This is a genomic window from Vibrio sp. 2092 (genome assembly GCF_033339635.1).
Taxonomy (GTDB): Bacteria; Pseudomonadota; Gammaproteobacteria; order Enterobacterales; family Vibrionaceae; genus Vibrio; species Vibrio alginolyticus.
Window position 1 is genome coordinate 1 of the sequence record NZ_JAWOUY010000013.1, and the last position, 18,189, is coordinate 18,189.

The 18,189-nt window shown below is 44.8% G+C and carries 17 protein-coding genes; 14 read left to right on the plus strand and 3 right to left on the minus strand.

Annotated elements, in window-relative coordinates:
- Positions 1 to 162 precede the first annotated feature (162 nt).
- Complete coding sequence (locus R7P80_RS19645) at positions 163 to 1,722, minus strand: SulP family inorganic anion transporter (protein WP_005380840.1); 1,560 nt, start codon at positions 1,720 to 1,722, stop codon at positions 163 to 165.
- A gap of 332 nt (positions 1,723 to 2,054) precedes the next feature.
- Complete coding sequence (gene rne / locus R7P80_RS19650; RefSeq protein WP_171345878.1) at positions 2,055 to 5,129, minus strand: ribonuclease E; 3,075 nt, start codon at positions 5,127 to 5,129, stop codon at positions 2,055 to 2,057.
- 639 nt (positions 5,130 to 5,768) lie between these two features.
- Between rne and rluC the strand changes: the two genes are divergently transcribed.
- Positions 5,769 to 6,713 carry a 23S rRNA pseudouridine(955/2504/2580) synthase RluC gene (gene rluC, locus R7P80_RS19655; RefSeq protein WP_021033985.1) on the plus strand — a complete coding sequence of 315 codons (945 nt, stop codon included), beginning with the start codon at positions 5,769 to 5,771 and terminating at the stop codon, positions 6,711 to 6,713.
- A gap of 58 nt (positions 6,714 to 6,771) precedes the next feature.
- On the opposite strand, the gene R7P80_RS19660 is transcribed toward rluC, so the two are convergent.
- Complete coding sequence (locus tag R7P80_RS19660; protein WP_170893526.1) at positions 6,772 to 7,353, minus strand: Maf family protein; 582 nt, start codon at positions 7,351 to 7,353, stop codon at positions 6,772 to 6,774.
- A 149-nt stretch (positions 7,354 to 7,502) separates the two neighbouring features.
- Between R7P80_RS19660 and yceD the strand changes: the two genes are divergently transcribed.
- The 13 genes from yceD to R7P80_RS19725 all read left to right on the plus strand — a co-directional run bounded on the left by yceD (position 7,503) and on the right by R7P80_RS19725 (position 18,162).
- On the plus strand, positions 7,503 to 8,027 hold the full coding sequence (gene yceD, locus R7P80_RS19665; RefSeq protein WP_005387307.1) for a 23S rRNA accumulation protein YceD: 525 nt from the start codon (positions 7,503 to 7,505) through the stop codon (positions 8,025 to 8,027).
- 59 nt (positions 8,028 to 8,086) lie between these two features.
- Complete coding sequence (gene rpmF, locus R7P80_RS19670) at positions 8,087 to 8,257, plus strand: 50S ribosomal protein L32 (protein WP_005396978.1); 171 nt, start codon at positions 8,087 to 8,089, stop codon at positions 8,255 to 8,257.
- A 10-nt stretch (positions 8,258 to 8,267) separates the two neighbouring features.
- Positions 8,268 to 9,293, plus strand: coding sequence for a phosphate acyltransferase PlsX (gene plsX / locus R7P80_RS19675; RefSeq protein WP_017633846.1), 1,026 nt, complete (start codon positions 8,268 to 8,270; stop codon positions 9,291 to 9,293).
- Positions 9,294 to 9,298: 5 nt separating this feature from the next.
- Positions 9,299 to 10,249, plus strand: coding sequence for a beta-ketoacyl-ACP synthase III (locus tag R7P80_RS19680; protein WP_017821385.1), 951 nt, complete (start codon positions 9,299 to 9,301; stop codon positions 10,247 to 10,249).
- 75 nt (positions 10,250 to 10,324) lie between these two features.
- Entirely contained in the window at positions 10,325 to 11,248 is a 924-nt protein-coding gene (gene fabD / locus R7P80_RS19685) for an ACP S-malonyltransferase (RefSeq protein WP_005387313.1), read from the plus strand.
- A 45-nt stretch (positions 11,249 to 11,293) separates the two neighbouring features.
- Positions 11,294 to 12,028 carry a 3-oxoacyl-ACP reductase FabG gene (gene fabG / locus R7P80_RS19690; RefSeq protein ID WP_031781117.1) on the plus strand — a complete coding sequence of 245 codons (735 nt, stop codon included), beginning with the start codon at positions 11,294 to 11,296 and terminating at the stop codon, positions 12,026 to 12,028.
- A gap of 246 nt (positions 12,029 to 12,274) precedes the next feature.
- Complete coding sequence (gene acpP / locus R7P80_RS19695) at positions 12,275 to 12,508, plus strand: acyl carrier protein (RefSeq protein ID WP_004406112.1); 234 nt, start codon at positions 12,275 to 12,277, stop codon at positions 12,506 to 12,508.
- A 93-nt stretch (positions 12,509 to 12,601) separates the two neighbouring features.
- A complete protein-coding gene (gene fabF / locus R7P80_RS19700) occupies positions 12,602 to 13,852 on the plus strand; it encodes a beta-ketoacyl-ACP synthase II (RefSeq protein WP_005372948.1) in 1,251 nt (416 codons plus the stop codon).
- A 107-nt stretch (positions 13,853 to 13,959) separates the two neighbouring features.
- A complete protein-coding gene (gene pabC / locus R7P80_RS19705) occupies positions 13,960 to 14,775 on the plus strand; it encodes an aminodeoxychorismate lyase (protein ID WP_005372949.1) in 816 nt (271 codons plus the stop codon).
- Positions 14,772 to 15,788, plus strand: a complete 1,017-nt coding sequence (gene mltG, locus R7P80_RS19710; RefSeq protein ID WP_005372950.1) for an endolytic transglycosylase MltG — start codon at positions 14,772 to 14,774, stop codon at positions 15,786 to 15,788. The genes pabC and mltG overlap by 4 nt, the downstream gene beginning before the upstream one ends.
- Entirely contained in the window at positions 15,785 to 16,417 is a 633-nt protein-coding gene (gene tmk / locus R7P80_RS19715) for a dTMP kinase (RefSeq protein ID WP_005387350.1), read from the plus strand. Before mltG ends, tmk begins: the two co-directional genes overlap by 4 nt.
- A gap of 24 nt (positions 16,418 to 16,441) precedes the next feature.
- A complete protein-coding gene (locus R7P80_RS19720) occupies positions 16,442 to 17,404 on the plus strand; it encodes a DNA polymerase III subunit delta' (protein ID WP_005372955.1) in 963 nt (320 codons plus the stop codon).
- Entirely contained in the window at positions 17,395 to 18,162 is a 768-nt protein-coding gene (locus R7P80_RS19725) for a TatD family hydrolase (RefSeq protein ID WP_005372957.1), read from the plus strand. Before R7P80_RS19720 ends, R7P80_RS19725 begins: the two co-directional genes overlap by 10 nt.
- Positions 18,163 to 18,189: the final 27 nt, after the last annotated feature.

Consider the following 18,189-nt stretch of genomic DNA (forward strand, 5'->3'; position numbering starts at 1 on the left):
CTACAGTGAGTTTAAAAGCGAGGGAGTAATCGCGCTGAGTTCTTTTAGTTGTTGATTTCATAACACTCTCCAATTTTGGGGGTGGAAAGTGTCAACCTTATTTAGGACGGCACAAAGACAATAGAAAAAGGGATGAGCTCAGCTCATCCCTTTTTATTCGTGTTAACCCGCTAGTATGTCGGTTGCGACTTTGTAGCTTGGGTCTTCCTTCACGTTAATTTCAACCAAGCTGCCAGCTTTGTCCAAAAGTTTACGACAATCTGGGCTTAGGTGACGAAGGTGTAGCGTTTTACCTTGAGCATTGTAACGCTCAGCCAGTGTTTCAATGGCTTCAATTGCAGAGTGATCTGTCACGCGAGAGTCTGCAAAATCGACAATCACATCTTTTGGATCTTCAGGCGCGTTAAACAACTCCAGGAAGTTAGCCGCAGAGCCAAAGAAAATAGGGCCGTGAATCTTGTACTCTTTTGAACCTTCCTCGTTTAAGCACGTGTCGGCATAGATGTGCTTAGCGTGTTGCCATGCAAACATTAATGCAGAAACGATAACACCAACCGCTACGGCAACAGCAAGGTCAGTAAGAACAGTAACAACGGTCACAAGAACAATAACGAAGAAGTCTTGCTTCGGTACGCGGCGTGCTAGCTTAAATGTTGCCCATTCGAATGTACCAATGACAACCATGAACATCACACCAACCAGAGCAGCGAGTGGGATCATTTCAATTAGCGAAGAAGCGAATAAGATAAACATCAATAGAGCGATAGCCGCAACGATACCAGATAGACGGCCGCGACCACCTGAGTTTACGTTGATCATCGACTGACCAATCATCGCACAACCACCCATTGCGCCAAACACAGAACACGTCATGTTTGCCATACCTTGACCGATACATTCGCGGTTAGATTGACCACGAGTATTCGTCATCTCATCTAAAACTGTCAGTGTTAGTAGAGATTCAATTAGACCAATGGCCGCTAGAATGATCGCGTATGGAAGAATGATTTGTAGAGTTTCTAGCGTAAATGGCACCGCCGGAATAGAGAAGGTCGGCAGTGAACCTGCGAGTGTTGCCGCTTCATCACCAGACATTGTACGCAGGAAGTCAACAACAGTACGAGTTTCCAGATCCAAACCAACCACTAAAGCAGTCACCGTTACGATTGCAACAAGTGAAGAGGGTACAGCCGTTGTGATTTTTGGTAGAAAGTGAATGATTGCCATAGTTAGCGCAACCAAACCAAGCATTAGTAGCATTTGGTCTTGTGGTAGCCAAGTAAGCATGCCGTTGATATCTGGCGCTTTAAACTGACCCAACTGAGCTAGGAAGATAACAATAGCCAGACCGTTCACAAAACCAATCATCACAGGGTGAGGCACGATACGGATGAACTTACCCAATTTAAACATACCAGCGGCAATTTGAAGTATACCAGCGAGCATGATGGCTGCGAATAGGTACTGGACACCGTGAGTCGCGACAAGCGAAACCATTACGACTGCCATGGCACCTGTTGCACCAGAGATCATGCCGGGACGACCACCGAAAATGGAAGTAATAAGACCAACGATGAATGCAGCGTAAAGACCGACCATCGGATCTACGCCTGCGACGAACGCAAATGCGACAGCTTCAGGAACCAATGCTAGCGCAACGGTTAAGCCTGATAGCACATCATTTTTTACGGAGTGCTTAGAAAATTGGGGAAATTCGAACATGTTTGTTTTTAAGTTCTCTTTGCAATGAGTTAAACCCGACACATATTCGTATTTGCACAAGCCACTGAGTGGTTGATTTCTAATCAAACATTGCAGTGTAAACCGTAGTATTAAAAGAGCAGCATCAGAATGGTGTCGAAAACTTGAGTCGGCGCATGCTACCGAAAAGTGTGATTAAGTTCAAGAATGATACGAATAATGGCGTACAAATGTGATCACGAATTGGTATTTATATGAACAATTTATTGGGCAAATATGAAGATAAAAAAGGCTACCAGATGGTAGCCTTTAATTTATTTATGCCGTTAAGCCGTTGAACGTAATGATTTAGCCTAGTTAAAGTTAGGCTTTGTCATCTCTGCTGATGCGCGGTTTTTAGCCACTTGGCTACCCGCACCTTTAGCTTGGTAACGTTCGGTTTTGAACGGTGCTGCTGCAACCGTGATTTCGCGTAGCTCTTGAGGGCCAGGTGCTTTCGTCATCGGTGCGCTAGCGTTTAGCTTAGCAGCAACTTTAATGGCTTCGACTTTAGGCTCTGGTTTATCTACTGGCGCTTCGGCTACAATCTCTTTTGCTGCTTCAACGATAGGCTCTTCAGTAGGTGCCGTTTCTACAATGGCATCAACCGGTTCAGCATGTTCAGTTACAGGAGTTTCAACGATAGGCTCTACCGATGCTGTTTCTACTACTGCCGATTCAGCTTTTTCTGCGATTACTGTTTCAACAACAGGTGCTTCTACTACTGGAGCTTCCACTTTCGCTTCAACGGTTTCTTGAACCTTGTGTTCAACAACTGGCGCATCTGTTACGACAGGTTGCTCGCGACGAATAATCACTTTACCCATTGCCATTTCTGGACACGCAAAGCCACCTTGGATTGTAGGTACTGCTGCTACAGCTTCTTCCTTAACTCGCTCTTCCTTCTTAGGTGCTGGTTTCGGAATGTAACGTGGCATTACTTTACCCATAGCCATTTCAGGAGAAGCGACACCTCCCTTACGTAGGCGGAACGGGTTAGGGCGGCGATCACGGCCACGGCGACGACGCTGGCCGCTTGCACGCAGGTGACGTGGCGAACGACGATTACGACGTTGCTTAGACTCTGCTTGCTTGTTGTCTTGCTGTGCCTCTACCGCTGCTTCTGTTGGCTTTTCAACTTTAGCTTCAACCGTTTCTTGAGTCTTAACCGCTGTTTCTTCGGCTTTCTTCTCAATAGCTTCTTGGTCCTTAACGCGTACAGACTTGTTCAATTTGCGACGTTGGCGGCGCTCTTTCACTTTTTCTGCTTTCGCATTTTGCTGCTTCGGTTTGCTCTCTTCTGGTTTTGTTTCAGTACGAGCTTCCGCTGCTAGCTGCAGACCTTTTTCCGCTACTTTTGCGTTTGCTTTCTGCTCTTGGGCTTTATCTGCCTGTTGAGCTTTAGGTTTACGCTTTTGGTTACGGTTTTGCGGTTTATTTGTTTGTTGTTGAGCTTCGTTTTGCTCATTAGCCTGCTCATCACGAGGCTTACGACGACGTCGGTTATCGCGATTGTCGCGGTTATCACGATTATCGCGCTGGTTGCTATTGCGACGACGATCGTTACGATCACGTTTGTTACGTCGATTATCGCGATTTGGTTTTTTCTCTTCCTGAGGTTTCTGTTCTTCTTTTGTTTCTTCAGAACCACCGAATAGGAAGCTACCAAGTGCTTTAAACAGACGGCTGAACAATCCAGGTTTCTCTTCTTGTTCAACGTTTTGTTCTTTCTTCTTCGCCTCAGGAGCTGGTTTAGCTGCTGGTGCAGGTGCGGTTTGAGACGGAGCCGCAAAGCCTTTAAGAACTGGCTCTTCAATTCGTTTTGGTTTTACGTCAACTTCCGCTGGCTCTTTACCTTCTGCTTCTTTCATTGCTTCCAGTTTCTTAGGAAGTAAGTAAGAAATCAGATCGAACTCTTCGCCTTCACGAACACGGATAACTTCAAAGTGCGGTGTTTCCATATCAGAGTTAGGAACAACCGTAATTTTCACTTCTTGAATGCGTTCGATATGGTTTACTGAACGACGTTTTTCGTTCAATAAGTAAGAGGCGATTGGCACAGGTACGACTGCAAGTACTTGTGCTGTGTTGTCTTTTAGCGCTTCCTCTTCAATTAAACGAAGTACAGAAAGTGCTAGAGATTCGTTGTCGCGAACGACACCAGTTCCGCTACAGCGAGGACAGATGTGATGGCTTGCTTCTGCAAGAGAAGGGCTCAAGCGCTGGCGTGACATCTCCAACAAACCAAAGCGAGAAATACGACCGATTTGTACACGAGCGCGGTCAAGGCGAACGGCTTCACGTAGACGGTTTTCTACTTCTCGTTGGTGACGAACTGGGGTCATATCAATAAAGTCGATAACCACTAAGCCACCTAAGTCACGTAGACGCAATTGGCGAGCAATTTCGTCGGCTGCTTCTAGGTTCGTGTTTAGAGCTGTTTCTTCAATATCGCCGCCCTTGGTTGCACGAGCAGAGTTGATATCGATAGACGTTAGTGCTTCAGTCGGGTCAATAACAATAGAACCACCAGATGGCAGACGCACTTCACGTTGGAAAGCCGATTCAATTTGGCTTTCGATTTGGTAGTGGCTGAATAGTGGAACTTCGCCTTCATATTTCTTAACGCGGTTAAGGAAATCAGGGCGCACCAATTGAATGTGCTCTTTTGCACGTTCGTAGATGGTGTTGCTATCAATTAAGATTTCGCCAATATCACGACGCAAATAGTCACGGATTGCACGAACGATAACGTTACTTTCTTGGTGGATTAAGAATGGAGCAGGGTTAGAGTCCGCTGCACCTTTGATTGCACCCCAGTGGTTAAGTAGTACATTCAAATCCCACTCAAGCTCTTCAGCACTCTTGCCAACGCCAGCAGTACGTACGATTAGGCCCATGCCCTGAGGCAGTTCCAAAGTACTTAATGCGGCTTTTAGTTGAGTACGCTCGTCACCTTCGATTCGACGAGAAATACCGCCAGCACGAGGGTTGTTAGGCATCAGAACAAGGTAACTACCAGCAAGAGAAATGAAAGTAGTAAGAGCTGCGCCCTTGCTTCCACGTTCTTCTTTTTCCACTTGAACGATAACTTCTTGGCCTTCCGTTAGCACTTCTTTGATGCTTGGACGACCTTGGTAGGTGTAACCTTCAGGGAAATATTCGCGGGCAATTTCTTTGAGAGGGAGGAAACCGTGACGCTCGGCGCCGTAATCAACAAATGCGGCTTCTAAGCTTGGTTCGATACGTGTGATACGTCCTTTGTAGATATTCGCTTTTTTAGATTCATGACCTGGACTCTCGATATCAAGATCGAAAAGTCGCTGGCCATCAACCAGAGCGACACGCAACTCTTCTTTTTGAGTTGCGTTAATTAACATTCTTTTCATTGAAAATTCTCGTTGTCTTTTCTTTTATATCTTTCTTGTCGACTTGCCACTGTTTTTTCGCTCTTTCACGGTGCCTGATCCCATGGCTTGTATTTTGCAGCCTCCCGGCTGGAAGGGGATGCTCTCGGGCACTTCAGTCATCACAAGCCTCTTGTGGTTTCTGTTGGAAACGTAGACTTGTGACCCGCTATTTGGGCGGTAGGTACTCAACGTGAATATGCGAGGAGTAGGGTGGCAAGAGTGTTGAATTCGATGTGTCTCACGCCAATGCTGCACTCGACCTTCAACGATCTACTCACATTGCTTGAGGATAAATGATTGGTAATGAATAAAATGTAACCAAACCTTCCTTAGCAGCTGTGAACTATAGCAGTGCGCGTGGCTATCAGCAATCTGCTTTCACGCAAACGATAGAAAATTTGCCGCTAAACTCAAAATTTCTATTTTATAACTGGCTGTTTCATAAGCAATTGAGATGTGCAAACTGTTCAAGACAGAAAACAAATTGAGAACTTGATTGAGAGTTTTAATAATTTAAACAAAAGCTTGGCGAAATTTAGACCAGTATGTGCCACCGAGAGTTTCTTTTACGACAAGAATAATGTGAAGTCGCACGAAATTGAGTTTACAATACCGCCCATGAACGAAATAAGAACAAAAGTCCAGTTCGTCGACATCGACGAAGATATGGCGGGTCAGCGCATTGATAATTTTTTGCGCAACCAATTAAAAGACATTCCTAAAAGCATGATTTATCGAATTGTGCGTAAGGGCGAAGTGCGCGTAAATAAAAAGCGTATAAAAGCAGAGTACAAGTTAAAAGCAGGCGATCTCGTTCGTATTCCACCGGTGACCGTCGAGAAAAAAGATGACGATGTCGCACCAAGTACGAAACTTAACAAAGTCGCTGAGTTGGAAAATATGATTATCTTCGAAGATGATCATATGTTGATTCTAAACAAACCATCTGGCACCGCTGTGCATGGTGGCAGTGGTTTAAAGTTTGGTGCGATTGAAGCGCTTAGGGCTCTGCGACCTCAAGCTCGCTTTCTTGAACTTGTGCATCGTATTGACCGTGATACTTCAGGGATTTTGCTGGTTGCTAAGAAGCGTTCTGCACTTCGTCACTTGCAAGCCCAGTTTCGTGAAAAGACAGTAAAGAAGTTTTACTTAGCTCTTGTCATGGGGCAATGGAAAAGTAGTTGTAAGGTTGTGAACGCGCCACTGCTCAAAAACGAAGTGAACAGTATTGTTCGTGTTAACCCTAATGGTAAGCCGTCAGAAACGCGTTTTAAGATTTTGGAAAAGTTCGAACAAGCTACATTGATTCAGGCGAGTCCGATTACTGGTCGAACTCACCAAATCCGAGTTCATACGCAATACACTGGTCACCCAATCGCTTGGGATGATCGCTACGGTGATCGCCGCTTTGATGCTTATACAGGTCAAGTTGGTTTAGATCGTTTGTTCCTACACGCGGCAAACATTAAGTTCCAACACCCATCAAATGATGAGTGGATGGAAATCAACGCACCGATGGAACCGAAACTAGAAAAAGTGTTGGCGGGTTTAAGAAACGCGTAACCATGTTTTCCTCGAGGATGCAAAAGGGAGCCACAGGCTCCCTTTTATCGTATTTGGGTTAAAGGACATCGAGTCCTTGAACATGCAACATATCAATCAAATCAATCAATGGTAGTCCGACAAGTGTGTTCGGGTCTTTACCAACTAATTTCGTAAACAAACAAATTCCCATGCCTTCGGCTTTAAAGCTGCCTGCGCAGTAAAAAGGTTCTTCCCTGTCGACGTAGCGTTCGATTTGTTCAAGCGTTAAATCTCTAAAGTGCACCTCGAAAGAATCAAAGCCGACTTCTGTATGGTTTGTGACGGTGTTATGTACTGCAAGACCAGTATAGAAAGTGATGACTTTTCCACTTTGAGCCAAAAGTTGATTTATCGCGTTATCTCTATTTAAAGGCTTGCCAACGATTTCACCATTAATGACACAAACTTGGTCACTGCCGATAACTAAACTTGCTGTATCCGTCTGGCAAGATATTGCTTTCTCTTGGGCCAGTCTCTGCACAAGTTCAGTTGGCGTTTCTTGGTCAAAAGGTGTTTCATCGCAATCAGGTGATAAACAAACGAATGGTAGTGAGAGCTTTTCAAGCAGTTGTTTACGAAAAGGGGAAGTTGAGGCTAAAACCAGTTGGTAATTTTTCATTTTGAATTACAATTCGTGGGAGCATTTCCAATAGGATAATCGATCAAAAATGATTCTGGCTAATGCTCTGTATGTTAAGCGTAAAAAAGTACAACTTTTTTGCCTTTTTCTTTGACTAATTTTGATTTGGAAGATAATATTCGCGCCCTATGCAAAAGGTAAAAATACCGCGAACGGTTGACCCAGCTAAAGCTGCACAGAAACGATTGGATTACGATGGCATCATCCAAGCTAGTCTTTTCAAGCGCTTAGTGGAAACAACTGAAGGCGTAAAACGCGACGCAGAAGTCTCATTGTCATTTGGGATGGATGAACAGCGACTCGTTGTTATCTCTGGTAAAGCTAACATCGAAGTCGATTTAGAGTGTCAGCGTTGTAATGAGGTATTCGCACATGAGTGCGAAGTTGAATTCCTTTCTACTCCTTACTACGGTGAGAAAACAGAACAGGAAGCACCAGAAATTTATGATTTGGTAGATCTAAATGAATATGGTGAATTAGACCTCATACAACTTGTTGAAGACGAGTTCATCTTAGCATTACCTCAAATTGCGATGCACGATGAAGCGGATTGTAGCGTTGATTCAAATAACATGGTTTTTGGTGAGATTCCTGAAGAAATTGAGGAAGAAAAACCGAATCCATTCGACGTTTTGAAAAGTCTGAAAAAGTAATAGGTGTGGTAGCCGATTCTTCTTCAGGTTTTTAACCCAATAGTATAGGAGTAGGGTCAATGGCCGTACAGAAAAACCGTAAAACTCGTTCTAAGCGCGGTATGCGTCGTTCACACGATGCGCTAACTACAGCTGCTCTATCTGTAGACGCGACTTCTGGTGAAACTCACCTACGCCACAATGTAACTGCTGAAGGTTACTACCGTGGTCAAAAGGTTATCAACAAGTAAGGTTGAACCTTTGCAAAGTATTACCGTTGCACTTGATGCAATGGGCGGGGATTTCGGTCCACGCGTAACAGTGCCTGCCGCCGTGCAGGCACTGTCTCATTTCCCAGAGCTAAAAGTGATTCTTATTGGTGATCAATCTCTGATCACGTCTCAATTATCTCAACTCGGTACCTCGACCAGTTCCCGCTTGACTATTCTTCACAGCGAGAAAGTTATCTCGAACTCAGAAAAACCTTCATTGGCGTTACGTAATAGCCAAAATAGTTCTATGCGTATGGCTATCGATTTGGTTTCTGAGCAGAAAGCGGATGCTTGTGTTAGTGGTGGCAACACCGGTGCATTAATGGCACTATCGCGTTTCATTCTTAAGTTACTTCCTGGCATTGAACGTCCTGCTTTAGTTTCCGCTTTACCGACGATTACCGGAAAGCGCACTTGGATGCTAGATCTGGGGGCGAATGTATCGTGCGATGCTGATAGCTTGTTCCAATTTGCTGTAATGGGCAGTGCATTAGCTGAAGAACACTTGGGTCGTCCTCCTCGCGTTGCTGTACTCAATATTGGCGCAGAAGAGATTAAAGGTAACGATTTAGTCAAACGTTGCGCAGAAATGCTTTCTCAGACCGATGCGATTAACTTTGTCGGTTATATTGAAGGTAATCAAATTTTGCATGATGTTGCTGACGTCATTGTTTGTGATGGATTTGTCGGCAACGTATGCTTAAAAGCCAGTGAGGGAACAGCTCAACTTTTTATCGAAAAAATTAAAACCAGCATAATGGCATCAACGATAAAGGGTTGGATAGCTAGAAAGTTGTTTTCTAGGCTGTTTAATGAACTAAAAACACTGAACCCCGACCAGTATAACGGCGCAAGTTTGCTAGGATTGCGCGGCATTGTCATAAAAAGCCATGGAAGTGCGGATGTATCTGCGATTGTCAATGCACTTGGCGAGGCAGTACACGAGGTCAAACGACAAGTACCAAGCCGTATTAGCGATCGTTTGGAAGCGGTTTTACTCGAGAGGCATTATTAGTCTTCATGTATAGCAAAATTTTAGGTACTGGCAGCTACCTGCCATCTCAGGTGCGTACAAACGCAGATCTAGAGAAAATGGTAGATACAAGTGATGAGTGGATCGTTGCTCGCACGGGTATTAAAGAGCGTCGAATTGCTGCAGAAAACGAAACTGTAGCAGACATGGCATTCTACGCAGCTGAAAACGCTATCGATATGGCGGGTATTGATAAAAACGATATCGACCTGATTATCGTAGCCACAACGAGCAGTAGCCATACTTTCCCTTCATCTGCGTGTCAGGTGCAGGCAAAGCTTGGCATTAAAGGTTGTCCAGCTTTTGACTTAGCCGCTGCTTGTTCTGGTTTTGTGTACGCATTATCTGTTGCAGACCAACATATCAAATCTGGTATGTGCAAAAACGTACTTGTGATTGGTTCAGATGCTTTGTCTAAAACGTGTGATCCGACAGACCGTTCAACCATTATCCTATTTGGTGATGGTGCCGGAGCCGTTGTCGTAGGCGCTAGCCAAGAGCCTGGCATTATCTCTACCCACATATACTCGGATGGTCAATTCGGAGAGCTTCTAAGCCTACCTGTACCTGTGCGGGGGCAAGATGCGGATAAATGGCTTCATATGGCTGGGAACGAAGTATTCAAAGTCGCTGTCACTCAGTTATCGAAACTAGTAAAAGATACGCTTGAAGCCAACAACATGCATAAGTCTGAACTAGACTGGCTAGTGCCGCACCAAGCGAACTACCGCATTATTTCAGCGACAGCGAAGAAACTTTCGATGTCACTAGACCAAGTCGTGATTACACTTGATAAACACGGCAACACATCAGCTGCGACGGTGCCAACAGCACTAGATGAAGCGGTACGTGATGGTCGTATTAAACGCGGTCAAACTCTGCTTCTTGAAGCGTTTGGCGGCGGATTCACTTGGGGCTCGGCCCTTGTGAAGTTCTAAGTTTCACAAGAATTCAAAATTTAAGGTGCACTTGGTGCATCTTATTTCTTTTTACTTTGCTTAAAGGAAAACAACATGAGCAAGTTTGCTATCGTATTTCCAGGTCAAGGTTCTCAAGCTGTAGGTATGCTTGCAGAACTAGGCGAACAATATGACGTAGTAAAACAAACATTTGCAGAAGCATCTGACGCACTAGGTTACGATCTATGGGCGCTTGTTCAAAATGGACCTGCAGAAGATTTAAACGAGACTTTCCGTACTCAACCAGCTTTGCTAGCTTCATCTGTTGCAATCTGGCGTGTATGGCAGGAACTTGGCTTAGAGCAACCAGCAAACCTAGCCGGTCACAGCCTAGGTGAGTACTCAGCACTTGTATGTGCGGGTGTTATTGACTTTAAAGAAGCCATCAAGCTGGTTGAATTACGTGGTCAACTTATGCAAGAAGCAGTACCAGCTGGTACTGGCGCAATGTACGCGATTATCGGTTTGGCTGATGATGCGATTGCAAAAGCGTGTGAAGACGCAGCGCAAGGCGAAGTGGTCTCTCCAGTAAACTTTAACTCGCCTGGTCAAGTCGTTATCGCTGGTAGCAAAGACGCAGTAGAGCGAGCTGGTGCGCTATGTAAAGAAGCTGGTGCGAAGCGTGCGCTTCCTCTTCCTGTTTCAGTACCTTCACACTGTGCACTTATGAAGCCAGCAGCGGAAAAACTTGCTGTAGCTCTCGAGTCTATCGAATTTAACTCACCACAGCTGCCAGTTATCAACAACGTTGATGTGGTTGCTGAGACAGATCCTGCAAAAATCAAAGATGCGCTTGTTCGTCAGCTACATAGCCCAGTTCGTTGGACTGAGACAGTTGAACTGATGCACGAACAAGGCGTAGAAAATCTTCTTGAGCTTGGTCCTGGTAAAGTTTTAACAGGTCTAACAAAACGTATCGTGAAAACGCTAACTGCAGCCGCAGTGAATGATATCGCATCGCTAGACGCTGCGAAGTAATCCATCAAGCGATAAATTTGCGATAAGAAAAGGAAACACAACATGATGAATCTAGAAGGTAAGATCGCGCTAGTTACCGGCGCAAGCCGTGGTATTGGCCGCGCGATCGCGGAACTTCTTGTCGAGCGAGGTGCTACGGTTATCGGTACTGCTACTTCTGAAAGTGGTGCGGCTGCTATCAGCGAGTATCTTGGTGATAACGGTAAAGGCTTAGCGCTTAACGTGACTGATGTCGAGTCTATCGAAGCGACATTAAAAACGATCAACGAAGAATTTGGTGTGATCGATATTCTGGTGAATAACGCTGGTATTACTCGTGACAACCTATTGATGCGCATGAAAGATGATGAGTGGAACGACATCATCGATACCAACCTAACGCCAATCTACCGCATGTCTAAAGCGGTTTTACGCGGTATGATGAAAAAACGTGCGGGTCGTATCATCAACGTAGGCTCTGTTGTTGGTACCATGGGTAATGCTGGTCAAACTAACTACGCAGCAGCGAAAGCGGGCGTGATTGGTTTTACTAAATCAATGGCTCGTGAAGTTGCGTCTCGTGGTGTAACAGTGAACACTGTTGCTCCTGGTTTCATCGAAACTGACATGACTAAGGCGCTAAATGATGACCAACGTGCGGCAACTTTGTCGAACGTGCCAGCAGGTCGTTTAGGTGACCCACGTGAAATTGCATCAGCAGTAGTTTTCCTTGCTTCTCCTGAAGCAGCGTACATTACTGGTGAAACTTTGCATGTAAATGGTGGCATGTACATGGTTTAATGCGACAGTTTATGCAAAATAAGCTATTTTACATTGTGAAAAATAGCCTATAGTTGCAGTTAACTGTCATGAACTTGTCATGCTTATGCGCAAGATTTGTGCATGATTTAAGTCAAAAATGTATTGAAATTCGGTTAAATTCGCTAATTTTGTGGTTTGACCAGCAAGGACCCCCTTGCAACTTTCAATAGTTCGAATAAACTACGGAATCATCGCATTAGGCGAAATCTGTAAAGGAAAAGAAAAATGAGCAACATCGAAGAACGCGTAAAGAAAATCATTGTTGAACAGCTAGGTGTAGACGAAGCAGAAGTTAAAAACGAAGCTTCTTTCGTTGACGATCTAGGTGCTGATTCTCTAGACACTGTAGAACTAGTTATGGCTCTAGAAGAGGAATTCGACACTGAGATTCCTGACGAAGAAGCTGAGAAGATCACTACTGTTCAAGCTGCAATCGACTACGTAAACAGCGCTCAGTAATTAGCTCTCCCAGGCGGTCTCCTAGACCGCCTGTGTTCTTTCTAACTTCTTCTATCCTCTCATAGAAATATTCAATTCCCGGAGAATTATATCGTGTCCAAGCGTCGTGTAGTTGTCACTGGCATGGGTATGTTGTCACCGGTAGGCAACACAGTAGAATCATCTTGGAAAGCCCTGCTAGAAGGTCAAAGTGGTATCGTAAATATCGAGCACTTTGATACTACGAACTTCTCAACTCGTTTTGCAGGTCTTGTTAAAGATTTCGATTGCACAGAGTACATGTCTAAAAAAGATGCTCGTAAGATGGACCTTTTCATCCAGTACGGCATTGCAGCGGGTATTCAAGCTCTTGATAACTCTGGCTTACAAATTACCGAAGAAAATGCGGCTCGAGTTGGTGTTGCTATCGGCTCAGGCATTGGCGGTCTTGACCTTATCGAAACTGGCCATACTGCATTAGTAGACAAAGGCCCTCGCAAAGTTAGCCCATTTTTTGTTCCTTCGACCATTGTAAACATGGTTGCAGGTAACCTATCTATCATGCGTGGTCTTCGTGGTCCAAATATCGCGATTTCTACCGCATGTACTACTGGCCTGCATAATATCGGCCATGCAGCACGTATGATTGCCTACGGCGATGCAGATGCGATGGTTGCTGGTGGTGCAGAAAAAGCTTCTACGCCTCTTGGCATGGCTGGCTTCGGTGCAGCTAAAGCACTATCTACTCGTAATGAAGAGCCTCAAAAAGCGTCTCGCCCATGGGATAAAGGCCGTGATGGTTTTGTTCTAGGTGATGGTGCTGGCATGATGGTGCTTGAAGAGTACGAACACGCAAAAGCACGTGGCGCGAAGATTTACGCAGAACTGGTTGGTTTTGGTATGTCTGGTGATGCTTACCACATGACATCTCCAAGCGAAGACGGCTCTGGTGGTGCACTTGCGATGGAAGCGGCGATGCGTGACGCTAACATCACAGGTACTCAAGTAGGTTATGTGAATGCTCACGGTACTTCTACTCCTGCTGGTGATGTTGCAGAAATCAAGGGCGTGAAACGTGCTCTTGGTGAAGAAGGTGCGAAGCAAGTTCTTGTGTCTTCAACTAAGTCGATGACGGGTCACCTATTAGGTGCTGCTGGCTCTGTTGAAGCAATTATCACGGTTATGTCTTTGGTTGACCAAATTGTTCCGCCAACCATTAACCTTGATGATCCAGAAGAAGGTCTAGACATCGACCTTGTGCCGCATACAGCGCGCAAAGTTGAAGGTATGGAGTACGCTATCTGTAACTCGTTTGGCTTTGGTGGTACAAACGGTTCTTTGATCTTCAAGAAGTTCGCTGAGTAACACTATCTAACCTAATTTAGATAAGCGAAACTTGTATTCTAACGGCTCGATGCTTAGCATTGAGCCGTTTTGTTTTATTTGTTGTCTGCTAATTTGAAGGTACGTGAATGTTTTGGGTAAATGGAGTTCCGCAAACGCATGTAGAGCTAGGTGATCGCTCATTCCAATACGGTGATGGAGGCTTTACCACCATCCTGACCCAAAATGGAGAGTTGGTTTACTGGCAAGAACATACTGAGCGCATGAGTGCTTGCCTTGACGCTTTGAAGATCTCTTCACCTGACTGGAAAGTTGTGCATGATTGGGCAAGCAAAGCGGTTTTATCTGACGCACGAGCGGGGGTGAAGATTCACGTTAGCCGCGGTATTGGCGGGCGAGGGTATAGCCCTAATGGGATTAAAGGCCCTATCGTGACGATTTCCAATTTTGCATTTCCTTCTCATTATTCATCTTGGCAAGAACAAGGTGTGGACTTGGGCGTTTGTAATACTCGTCTAGGGATTCAACCTTTACTTGCGGGACATAAGCACAACAACCGTTTAGAGCAGATTCTCGCCAAGGCTGAAATCGACAATACAGAGTTTGCAGATGCAATAACGTTAAATGTGCAAAACCATGTCATTGAAACTACAATGGCCAACCTTTTTTGGGTTAAAGGTAATAAAGTATTTACGCCGGAGCTAACCTTATCAGGTGTTACGGGCGTAATGCGTCGTAAGGTGCTTGAGTTACTTAAAGTAAGTCATATTGAAGTCATCGAGGGGCGTTTTATACTTCCAGATTTGCTGAGTGCTGACGAGGCTTTCATGTGTAACTCAATATTAGGTGTCGCACCTATTCGCAGCATAGTGACATCGAACTCTAAGACTATATTTCCGATAGGAAAATTGACTCAACGACTGCAAGGGAATTTAACTACGTGATTAAAAAACTGTTGGCTTTTGTTGTGCTGATCGCAGTGATAGGCGCAGCAGCTGTTTTTTATATAATTTCACAGGCTAAACAATACGTTGAAAAGCCTATTCTATTGGAACAACCTCAGCTGTTTACTGTAGAAAGTGGTACAAGCTTTCATCATGTCATGCGCGCCTTAGTTGAAGATGAGGTGATTGAAACATCGGAGTACATCCGTTTAATTCCTCACTTATATCCAGAATTGTTGCAAGTGCGAGCGGGTACTTACCAACTTGAGCCTGGTATGTCACTTTCGCAAACATTGGAGCATCTGAATACTGGAAAAGAATACCAGTTTGCGATCACTTTTGTTGAAGGCAGCCGCTTTTCTGAATGGGTAGATCAACTAAAAAGTGCTCCTTATTTAAAGCATGATTTAACCGATCTTTCAGAAAAAGAAATGGCTGCGAAGCTCGGAATTGAGAGAGAAAAGCTAGAAGGGTTGTTTTTAGCAGAAACCTACCATTACACAGCGGGTGCGAGTGAAAGCCAGTTATTAAAACGAGCGCATCGAAAACTCAATAAAATACTGGACGCTAGCTGGGAAGCTCGTCAAGAAAAGCTGCCATTACAGGATAAATATGAAGCCTTGATTCTCGCGTCTATCATCGAGAAAGAGACGGCTATTGATTCTGAGCGTGAGCGCGTCGCTTCTGTGTTTATCAACCGATTGAACAAACGTATGCGGTTACAAACTGATCCGACAGTTATTTATGGTATGGGTGACGCCTACGATGGCAACATTCGTAAGAAAGATTTGCGTACGCCGACACCATATAACACCTATACCATCAATGGTTTGCCACCAACACCGATTGCGATGGCTGGTGAAGCTTCCATTGAAGCGGCTTTGAATCCAGAAAGCAGCAACTATTTATATTTTGTAGCAAGTGGAAAGGGCGGACATGTATTCTCGAAATCCCTTGCTGAGCACAACCGTGCTGTTCGTGCCTATTTAAGAGAACTAAGAAAGAACAAATGATGAAAGCAAACTTTATTGTCGTTGAAGGCCTAGAAGGCGCGGGTAAAAGCACTGCGATTAAAACCGTTTTAGATACGCTAAAAGCGGCCGGTATTGAGGATATCGTAAATACCCGTGAGCCAGGAGGCACACCGCTAGCAGAAAAAATGCGCGCTCTGGTGAAAGAAGAGCACGAAGGCGAAGAACTTAAGGACATGACGGAGTTGCTTCTTCTGTACGCTGCACGTGTTCAGTTGGTTGAGAACGTGATCAAACCAGCTTTGGAAAACGGTCAGTGGGTGGTTGGTGACCGACACGATATGTCGTCGCAAGCTTATCAAGGTGGTGGCCGTCAGATTGACGCATCGTTAATGAAAAATCTCCGGGATACAACGCTTGGTGATTTTAAACCTGCTCTCACTCTCTATATGGATATTGACCCTCGTGTTGGGCTTGAGCGTGCACGTGGGCGTGGTGAGTTAGATCGTATAGAGAAGATGGATATTAGTTTCTTCGAGCGTACACGTGAGCGTTATTTGGAGATTGCTCATGCCGATCCTTCCATCGTTATCATTAACGCAGAACAGACGATTGAAGGCGTGTCGCGTGATATTCGGGACGCTCTAAACGAGTGGCTAGCTCGTCAATAAGTGAAACGTAAATTTAGGTGACTCATGTTAAATGATTATCCATGGCTACAGCCAATATGGGATAACCTCAAAGTAGGGTTAGAGTCGGACAGAATACCAGGTGCGCTTTTATTACAAAGCGAGCAGGGCTTGGGCATCGAAAAACTTATCGAGTTTTTTAGCCAAGCACTTCTTTGCCAAAATTACGCGAGTGAAGCATGCGGTTTTTGTCATAGCTGCCAGCTAAATCAATCTCAAAACCACCCTGATTTACACTGGATCAAGCCAGAGAAAGAAGGAAAGGCGATAACGGTGGACCAAATTCGCGCTTGTAACCGTCTTGCTCAGGAATCATCTCAGCTTAATGGTTACCGCCTATTTGTAATAGAACCGGCGGACTCTATGAACGAGTCGGCATCGAATGCGCTGTTAAAGACGCTAGAAGAGCCTGGGGCAAAGTGCTTGTTTTTGCTCGTTACCCACAATCAGGAGCGTCTGCTCCCAACGATTCGTAGCCGTTGCCAACACTGGGTTGTTGCGCCTCCGTCAGCGGAACAAGCAATGCAATGGATGCACGAACAAGGGGCGAAGCAAGTTCCTGCTTATGCCTTAAAACTGAATATGGGCTCTCCAATAAAAACATTGGATGCGTTAAATAATGGTGATCTCGAAGCTTACTTGGCTTTTGAACGCAGTTTTATTAAGGCAATGTCTTCGCCTGTTTCAGACGTTTCTGAGTGTGCTTCTTTAATCGCTAAACACTCAGAGCAATCACTAGACTGGGCATGGTATTTACTGACAGATGCTCAGAAAGCGCAGTTTGGTGTATCAGAAGCTCAAATGCTTCCGGGCGCGACAAAGTTTCAACCGGACAACTATAACGGTTTGTACTCATCAGCGAAGGCGCTGATGAACCTGAAAGCTCAGGTGCAAGCCTTTCCTGGCCTGAACCTTGAGCTACTATCAATGAATTGGTTAATTGAATCACGAGAGGCATTATGTTCGTAGATTCTCATTGTCATTTAGACAAATTGAATTACGACGATCTCCACATCAATGTGGAAGACGTTATTAACAAAGCTAAACAAGCAAACGTAACTGAGCTACTTTCTGTTGGAGTAACGCTGGATTCTTTCCCGAAAATGATGGAAATGATCGAGCCTTATGACAATGTTTATGCTTCGTGCGGTGTGCACCCACTTGATGTTGAAAGCGACTTCTCGATGGACGTATTGCGCCACCATGCGTCGAATGCAAAAGTCGTCGCTATTGGCGAAACGGGTTTAGATTATCATTACAAGCCCGAAACGGCCGCGTTACAGAAAGAGCGCTTTGAGCAACACGTTGATCTTGCAGTGGAGCTCAACAAACCTTTAATTATCCATACCAGAAACGCACGTGCGGATACTCTAGATATTTTGCGTAAGGGTGGGGCAGAGAAATGTGGTGGTGTTATCCACTGTTTTACAGAAGATCTTCCATTTGCTGAAGCTGCACTGGAGCTGGGGTTTTATATTTCTATCTCGGGGATTGTTACTTTCCGTCAAGCTACAGAGTTAAAAGAAGTGGTGAAGACTCTACCTTTAGAGAAGCTTCTTATTGAGACAGATTCTCCTTACTTGGCTCCTGTTCCCCATCGTGGCAAAGAGAATCAACCCGCTTACGTTGTCGAAGTCGCTTCTTATATTGCGCAACTCAAATCGTGCTCTCTTTCTGAAGTGGCACAAAAAACCACCGAAAACTTCCGAAATCTTTTTTTGCGATGAAAAAATAATAAGAGCATAAAAAAGGAG